General features: G+C 49.7%; 10 protein-coding genes. 3 read left to right on the top strand and 7 right to left on the bottom strand.

The features are described from left to right. Positions 1-50: 50 nt before the first annotated feature. The 3 genes from ACJJIN_RS18795 to ACJJIN_RS18785 form a co-directional block, all read right to left on the bottom strand. Positions 51-368 carry a superinfection immunity protein gene (locus tag ACJJIN_RS18795; protein WP_444895752.1) on the bottom strand — a complete coding sequence of 106 codons (318 nt, stop codon included), beginning with the start codon at positions 366-368 and terminating at the stop codon, positions 51-53. 68 nt (positions 369-436) lie between these two features. Next, positions 437-1,024 carry a hypothetical protein gene (locus ACJJIN_RS18790; protein WP_444895751.1) on the bottom strand — a complete coding sequence of 196 codons (588 nt, stop codon included), beginning with the start codon at positions 1,022-1,024 and terminating at the stop codon, positions 437-439. Further along, on the bottom strand, positions 1,021-1,524 hold the full coding sequence (locus tag ACJJIN_RS18785) for an RNA polymerase sigma factor (protein ID WP_413663736.1): 504 nt from the start codon (positions 1,522-1,524) through the stop codon (positions 1,021-1,023). Before ACJJIN_RS18785 ends, ACJJIN_RS18790 begins: the two co-directional genes overlap by 4 nt. Positions 1,525-1,698: 174 nt before the next feature. Between ACJJIN_RS18785 and ACJJIN_RS18780 the strand changes: the two genes are divergently transcribed. From ACJJIN_RS18780 to ACJJIN_RS18770, 3 genes are all read left to right on the top strand, one after another. After that, positions 1,699-2,142: a MarR family winged helix-turn-helix transcriptional regulator gene (locus tag ACJJIN_RS18780; RefSeq protein ID WP_444895750.1), complete on the top strand. Its 444-nt coding sequence runs from the start codon at positions 1,699-1,701 to the stop codon at positions 2,140-2,142. Positions 2,143-2,407: 265 nt separating this feature from the next. After that, positions 2,408-2,830 carry an organic hydroperoxide resistance protein gene (locus ACJJIN_RS18775; RefSeq protein WP_444895749.1) on the top strand — a complete coding sequence of 141 codons (423 nt, stop codon included), beginning with the start codon at positions 2,408-2,410 and terminating at the stop codon, positions 2,828-2,830. Positions 2,831-2,860: 30 nt separating this feature from the next. Beyond that, positions 2,861-3,880 (top strand): alpha/beta hydrolase, encoded by a 1,020-nt coding sequence (locus ACJJIN_RS18770; RefSeq protein WP_444895748.1) that lies wholly within the window; start codon positions 2,861-2,863, stop codon positions 3,878-3,880. 42 nt (positions 3,881-3,922) lie between these two features. On the opposite strand, the gene ACJJIN_RS18765 is transcribed toward ACJJIN_RS18770, so the two are convergent. The 4 genes from ACJJIN_RS18765 to hutI form a co-directional block, all read right to left on the bottom strand. Beyond that, entirely contained in the window at positions 3,923-4,324 is a 402-nt protein-coding gene (locus ACJJIN_RS18765; protein ID WP_444895747.1) for a RidA family protein, read from the bottom strand. 91 nt (positions 4,325-4,415) lie between these two features. Then, positions 4,416-5,315: a LysR family transcriptional regulator gene (locus ACJJIN_RS18760; protein WP_444895746.1), complete on the bottom strand. Its 900-nt coding sequence runs from the start codon at positions 5,313-5,315 to the stop codon at positions 4,416-4,418. 130 nt (positions 5,316-5,445) lie between these two features. Then, positions 5,446-6,408 (bottom strand): formimidoylglutamase, encoded by a 963-nt coding sequence (gene hutG, locus ACJJIN_RS18755; RefSeq protein WP_444895745.1) that lies wholly within the window; start codon positions 6,406-6,408, stop codon positions 5,446-5,448. Beyond that, a complete protein-coding gene (gene hutI / locus ACJJIN_RS18750) occupies positions 6,392-7,621 on the bottom strand; it encodes an imidazolonepropionase (RefSeq protein WP_444895744.1) in 1,230 nt (409 codons plus the stop codon). Before hutI ends, hutG begins: the two co-directional genes overlap by 17 nt. Between the last annotated feature and the right edge of the window lie 176 nt (positions 7,622-7,797).

The raw sequence follows: 7,797 nt of genomic DNA, 5'->3' as shown, positions 1-7,797 counted from the left end.
CAGGGATTATTCAGCTACTTAATGAAGTAGCTCGAATCTCAAACACACACTCATTTACTGATAAGCTTACCAGCGGCAGGGCGTTCTCCCTGCACACCTGCGCACTCACTTACTTCTCCTTTCTTACCACGCATTTTTCCGGTAACAGCCCAAGCCAGTAACGCAAACCATGCCAACCAGGAAAGACCGGCGGGAACATTAGCTACTAAGATCTTTCCGAAGTGCTTCCGATTGAAGAAAAAGGCAATCAATGCGGGAAGAAACCAGACAAGCAAAAAGAAAACAAGAAATAGGAAAGCTTTGAGTAGACTTAACTCGCTAAGAAACGCTGAAAAACCACTTAGTAATTGCTCCACATCTGTAAACATTATTCAATCCTCCGTTTATATGTATTCCCCTTTGTAGTCCCGTCAGGATTTTTTTCTTTACAGTTAATTTATAAATTTTCCTGGAAGCTCGTTAATACTCTCTCTTCTTTTTCTGTGCGCCGATAAATATAAAAACTATATAAAGCGAGAGCCACAACCAACCCAGACAATACTATGAGTGCTTCTTGAGGATTACGGACCAAAGGTTCCGCCGCTCCACGAAGAAACCTGCTAAGTTCCCACATACTGATAATAAATATCTGCAGGATCAGGAATAACCAACTGAAATAAACTTCTCGACGTTTTCGCCTAAGCCTCAGCAGACCTAATTCAACATAAGCTTTTGCCGATTCTTCTAGTGGGGCCCATAGACCTCGCCGATTAACTATCGAAAATACTATTGCCAAAACAAGCGTCGCAATAGCAAAAGCTACTCGGTACATGGTATCTGGGTAGTTCTTCGCAAGAATTACTCCAAGCAAATAGATAGCCCCAGCTATGGCAAGAAGATACTCAAAAGCGACCGCCAATCGCATTCTTCGCTCCTGGCGACGCACCCAATTCAGCACTGTAGTTGGGATTTCTGCGCTAGTCTGCTGCCCCTTCCAGATACTTTCCAGCTCTAGCCATTGTTTTTCTGTGTCTGCTTCATTCATTTTTCACTTCCCAAAAGGCAGATATTGAGACGCTCTTTTGCCCGGTTGAGCCGCACTGCAATATTGGACTCGGTAATACCCAGAACTTCAGAGATTTCCGCATAGCTCAGGCCTTCCAGGCGAAGAGTCAATGTCTGCCGGAGTCCTAAGGGTAATTTCTGCACTGCACGAACCAGCTGTTCGGACTTGCGTTCGGCTACCAGTCGCTCTGCCGGGCCCGGCTGGTGGTCCTCAAGCTCCAGTAATTCATCATCACTCCCATGATAAGGTTTCCTACGGGTCAGCTCGGTCACACAGCGGTTATGTGCGATACGATATACAAAGGTTTTTAAGCTAGCATCACCGCGAAATGTCGGCAGGGCCCGCCAGAGCCCCAGCCAGATTTCCTGTAACAGGTCATCATGCTCGGCTTTTGATCGCACATAGCTATGTACCAGCCGGGAAACCCCTTCGGTATATTCCGTAGTCGCTTGTTGAAATAATTGATCCCGTAATTCCACCGGCCACTCCATCGTCTATGAAAATTACTGTACCGGCTTCAAATAAAACCTTACAAAAAGTTTCGCTGCTCTCGATTGGCAGTATGTGTCGGTTCTGGAACAATGAAGGAGCGTGGTAAGTCCATACTTGCGCTACACTGGCGCAAAACTGCCACCGGTAAGTAGGGTGTGCCTATGGCCAAGTCCATAAACGAAGACCAAAAACTCGATAACCAACTTTGCTTCAGCCTTTATTCTGCCTCCCTGGCAATGAGCAAGATGTACAAGCCTCTATTGGAGACACTGGGAATAACCTACCCCCAGTACTTGATGATGCTGGTGCTCTGGGAAGACGATGGAATCACCGCTACGGAGCTGAGTCTGCGGCTTAGCCAGGATAAAGGTGCCCTAACGCCAGTTATCAAACGACTGGAGAATCAAAAGCTGATCAACCGCCACCGAGACCCGGAGGATGAGCGTCGAGTCATTATCAAGCTGACTGATGCCGGTAGGTCGATGCAAAAAGAAGCTGCTTCAATTCCCACTCAAGTGCTGAATGCCTGTGGCTTGAATCCTCAGTCTGCACGGGCGCTAAAGACGCAAATAGAGGCGCTTCGCCAATATTTAGCGAACCCCTAATCTTCCCCTCTTTTATCGCCCCGCCATTAGCGGGGCCCTCGCTTTGACTCCATTTGTTATAGCTATCGTCCTTATAGCGACATTTAATTATCGCAATAATAGTTATCGCAATAACTTTATCTGGCGTCCAAGCTGACGCGCTGTTTAGAAGCTGACTTAGAAATCCGGACTACTACCCCCAGCTCAATAAATCCAGCGGGAAAAGGACTGGACTCCATTCCAGGCGGCTTCTGACAGACAAACACACATCAATGAGGACAGGTTAATGCAAACAGTTTACACCGCAGTAGCAACCGCAAATGGCGGCCGTGATGGCGAAGCTCAATCATCAGATGGAAAGTTAAGCGTCAAGCTCAGTATTCCCAAAGAGCTTGGCGGCCCCGGTGGCGATGGCACCAACCCAGAGCAACTGTTTGCTGCGGGTTACTCTGCCTGCTTTATTGGCGCTCTTAAGTTTGTCGCCGGTAAAGAGAAAGTAAAAGTCCCGGAAGAAACCACTGTGCGCGCTGAAGTTGGAATCGGTCCCCAGGGTAAGGGGTTTGGTCTGAATATTGACCTCTATATCGATCTTCCTGGCCTGGATCAAGCGACGGCAGAAAAAATTGCCAACACCGCTCACGATGAAGTTTGCCCTTATTCCAATGCAACCCGAGGCAATGTTGATGTGCGCCTGCACATATCTGCTTAAGCAACCGGTAGAGAGTTGAAGGTATCCGTTATGAATGGCTTAAAAGTTTCCAAGCTGGCACTACCCCTTTTCTTTGCTCTAGGTATGACTTCTGCATCTGCTTCTATTTCCCCTGGTGTTGAGCAAAATACCCAGGGGTTCCTTCAAGCTCTGGCACAAGGTGGCGGCAAACCCATTGAGCAACTATCACCAAAAGATGCCCGCGCCGTCCTGGTCGGAGCCCAAGAGGGTGCGCAATTGCCGCCCGCTGAAGTCAGCAAGAAAACCATTACGGTTAATGGAGAAAAGCTGGAACTAACTATCGTTAAACCGAAAAACACCCGGGGCCAGATTCCCGCCTTTATGTATTTCCACGGCGGAGGCTGGGTCTTGGGTGACTACCCAACTCACGAACGCTTGATCCGCGATCTGGTTCAACGCTCCGGCGCCGCTGCGGTGTATGTGGATTACACCCCGTCTCCAGAGGCCAAGTACCCGACTGCAATTAACCAGGCTTATGCGGCTACCCTGTGGGTCGCGGAGAATGGCGAAAAGATCGGTGTCGACGGTTCCCGTCTTGCCGTGGCCGGTAACAGTGTCGGTGGCAATATGGCAGCCGTGGTTGCCTTGATGGCGAAAGAGAAAGGAACACCGGATCTGCAATTCCAACTGCTGCTCTGGCCGGTTACCGATGCCAACTTCAACAACGCTTCTTACAAGCAGTTCGCCCAGGATCACTTCCTGACACGGGATATGATGAAGTGGTTCTGGGATAACTACACTACCGACCCCAAACAGCGCAACGAGATCTATGCTTCACCTCTGCGCGCAAGCAAATCCCAGTTGGTCGGCTTGCCTCCCGCTCTGGTGCAGACTGCTGAGATGGATGTGCTGAGAGATGAAGGGGAAGCTTACGCCCGCAAACTTAACGAAGCTGGTGTGACCGTAACCGCTGTTCGCTATAACGGCATGATTCACGACTACGGCCTACTAAATGCCCTGAGTGACGTGCCCGCTGTGCAGGATGCTCTTGATCAAGCAGGCTCCGAGCTTAGGGAACACCTCAAGTAAAACTTAAAAGCCCTGCAATGCGGGGCTTTTTTATTCAGGTACTTAAAGCAGCGTTTTAGCCACTGCCTCAATTTCTATCAATGTCTCTGGCGACGCCAGGGATCTGACTCCCACTCCCGTGATTGCCGGGCGAGTAGTACCCAAATATTTAGATAGCACGGGGACTATTTCCCCCAGATGCTCACTAACTTCTCCACGCACATAGATACGTAACTGCAAAAGGTTCTCTACCGACGATCCGGCCTCATCCAATACTGTCAATAGGTTTTGCATGGCGCTTTCCGCCTGAGCACCAACCCCTTTGTTTTTAACTTCACAATTACTATCCCAATCCACCTGACCCGATACAAATACCAAGCCTGTTTTGGTATCGACTCGGGCGTGGGATAGGCAGGAAGAACTGCCATCGTAAAGTGAAGAAGGATTAATATTCAGAATACTCATAACAGACCTGTACGCTTTCTAGCTTTTGAAAAAATCATAGTAGAAAGGCAGCTTTGCCAAAGCTATGGAGTAAAGCTTGTTACGGATACAATCAGGAAGCCATTGACTTAGAAAACCGTTGGTGCAGATCATTGAGAATCCAACTTACCAATGGATCATTTTCCACTCGGGGATGAAAGGCGGCTACAACTTCGTAGCCAGGTGGATACTTGTCCAAGGTAATTTCCACCAAGCCCTCACAAGGCATCAACCTAGAGGGAATAAAGGCCAGGGTATTCGTCCTTTTCAAGAACTCCTGGGCTATATAAAAAGAGGGCGCCGAAACAACAATCTCTCTTTTTAGACCTTGCCCCTCTAGCCAACGATCGGCTGAACCGCGCAAGCCTCCAACCCCTGGCGATGTAATCACAAAATCAGATTGCATCAACTGATCAATAGGGACCAACTCATCTAAACTATACATAGGATTAGCCGATACACAAACATAACGCTCATTAAAGAGCACCTGTGTATTAATTCCATCAGGCACATACCCCGCTGATGTGAAAGCTAAGTCAATTTCTCCCTGATGCATTTTCTGGGTGAGCGAGACGCTTTCAATATTAGTGACAATAAATTTCACTTTCGGCGCATTTTGCCTGACCCTTTGGATCAACTCGGCAACAACCACTTTTTGCGCGTAATCTGTAGCAGAGATCACCAGGGTCCGGGAAGTCTGGCTTGAATCAAGAGAACCCGGGGCAGGAATCTCACTGAGTAACGTCAGCACCTGTCGAATCTGTGGCTCTATAAATTTTGCATAACTGGTGGGAGCCATCCCATGCCCAGTGCGCACAAATAGATCATCCCCAACTATTTTTCTAATCTTCTTCAGCTGCAAACTGATAGCTTGCTGCGAAACCTGCAGATGCTCTGCGGCAAGGGAGATACTTTCAACCCTGAATAGTATTTCCAGGGTTTTTAAGTGATTAATTTCAAGATCTTTGATCATATCAACTACAAAAGCGGAGCTTTCTGCCAGTCACTTACGGCTGTAGATAAAGATTAAAATAGTGGTTTCTAATACTGAAGTTAACGCGACCTCCAAAGCCATAGTGGCCGCGCTGTATTATTAAAAATACTCAGGGGATTTTTCTGGCCGCACGATTTGCAATTTGAAATCCCAGGCGGGCCGCGGTACGCGCACCATGATCCTCAATATCGAAATAAGGATTAAATTCAGCGATATCCGCCAAACAAACTTTATTGGATTCCAAAACGGTATCCAGCAAGACTTCCAAAAACTCCATGGAAACCCCCCTGCCAGAGGGGGCACTCACCGCTGGCATTACTGCCGCCGGCAATACATCCAGACATACCGTCAGATAGACAAAATCCACCTTCTCAATAAAGTCGCGGATTCGCGCCTGAACCGTATTCAGATTCCAACTACTGATTTCACGGTCCCGAATAACCTGGGCACCCAGCTCATCAGCTCTCTGGTAGAGAGCAGGCGTGTTGGCGTTATCCGCTGCGCCTACACAGAGATAATTAAATTCGCGGCCATTTATCCTGCACTGCTCTGCAATCTGGAAAAATGGCGTACCCGATGACCCCTTTGGCGCAGGTGTGCGTAAATCCAAATGCGCATCAAAATTGATAATACCCAGACTGCTCTCGCGGTGATGCTCGCGCATCCAGCGGGCAATCCCCTGATAACTGCCAAAAGCAATTTCATGGCCGCCTCCCAATACCAGTGGAAAGTGACCGGCACCGAGCAACTCATTGATACGGGCACCCAATAGCGATTGGGCAGACTCCAAGTCTTCCCGTTCGACTCTGACGTTACCCGCATCGTATAAGGGCGCATCGAAAGTGGCCGGCAGGTTAGCCATAGCCAGACGCAGGATTCTCGGACCTTTCGCTGCACCGATACGCCCTTTATTTCGGCGTACCCCTTCATCTGAAGCAAAACCTAGAATTGTGAGGCCAGGAGCATCATCTAACTGCAAAGGAGAAATCCGCTGGTGCCAACGCTCACCCGCTCGCCCATCCTCAGAATCAGTGCGACCACTCCATAATTGCATATCAGCAAGTTGTAACATCGCGACCTCCCAAGAAAATTTTTGCAGGCTTTAGCGCACCCACTTCATAAGCGAGTTGATCCGGGGTATCCATCGGCCAAAGAACAATATCTGCTCGCAGCCCTTCGCGCAGTACACCGCGAGAACAGCACAAACCCAATGCCCGAGCGGCTGCACGGGTAACACCTGCGAGAGCTTCTGCCGGAGTTAAGCCAAACAGCTGACAACCCATATTCATCATCAAACGCAGGGAAGCGATTGGACAACTCCCGGGATTAAGGTCTGTAGCCAATGCCATACAAACCCCCGCCTCGCGTAATTTTTCAATGGGCGGAACCTGGGTTTCGTGCAGCGTATAAAAAGCACCCGGCAGGAGGACGGCCACGGTGCCGCTTTCCGCCATGGCCCGGACATCCGCATCGCTGATGTATTCAATATGATCTACCGATAATGCCCCGGACTTTGCCGCCATTTCAGTAGCCCCTGTACGCGCCAACTGCTCGGCGTGCACTTTTACTGGCAGGTCCAGTTTTTTCGCTGCATCGATAACTCTCTGGCACTGATCGACAGTAAATCCAATCGTCTCGCAAAACATATCCACGGCATCGGCCAGTTGCTCGCGGGCTACAGCGGGCAATATCTGCTCGCAGATAAGGTCGATATATTCATCGGCACGACCGTCGTATTCCGGTGGCAGAGCGTGAGCTGCCAGACAGGTCGTTACTATTTCCACTGAGTTGTGTTGCGCCAGGCGTCTCGCGGTGCGCAATTGCTTTAGTTCAGTATCCAGGTCCAGGCCATAACCGGATTTAATTTCCACGGTTGTAACGCCTTCGGCCATCAGGGCGTGCAGACGGGGCTCAGCCAACTTATACAGGTTCTCGGCACTGGCACCCCGTGTCGCCCGTACGGTAGAAATAATACCCCCGCCAGAGCGAGCCACTTCTTCGTAACTCTCTCCCCCCAGGCGACGGGCAAACTCCCCTGCGCGATGGCCTCCATATACGAGATGCGTGTGGCAATCGATCAGGCCCGGAGTTGCCCATTGACCTTCTCCATCAACAATGCGGTCTGGGGTGCACTCGGGCAGATCCCGGCGGGGACCAATCCAAACGATCCGACCTTTGGTTACCGCAATTGCAGCATCCTCGATAACACCGTAACCACCGGCAATGGATGGGTCCATTGTGGCGGCATTCAAATTGGTAATCAGCAAATCACAGCGTTCTGACATAAGCTTTTAGCGGCACGCTTTTCCTTTTAAACCATAGATGCTCGGCCCGATGACCGACAAACCAGTAACGGGCAGGATACAGCTCCCCTCTTCGACTTGACAGCCCGCAGCAGGGAAACCATAGTAGCCGTAACTATTCTTGTATATACAACAATATACAAGCCACGGAAGCACTG

The sequence above is a fragment of the Microbulbifer maximicatervae (SeqCode) genome (assembly GCF_052467505.1).
The sequence above is the reverse complement of the archived record's forward strand: the minus strand, read 5'-3'. Positions and strand labels throughout refer to the sequence as shown.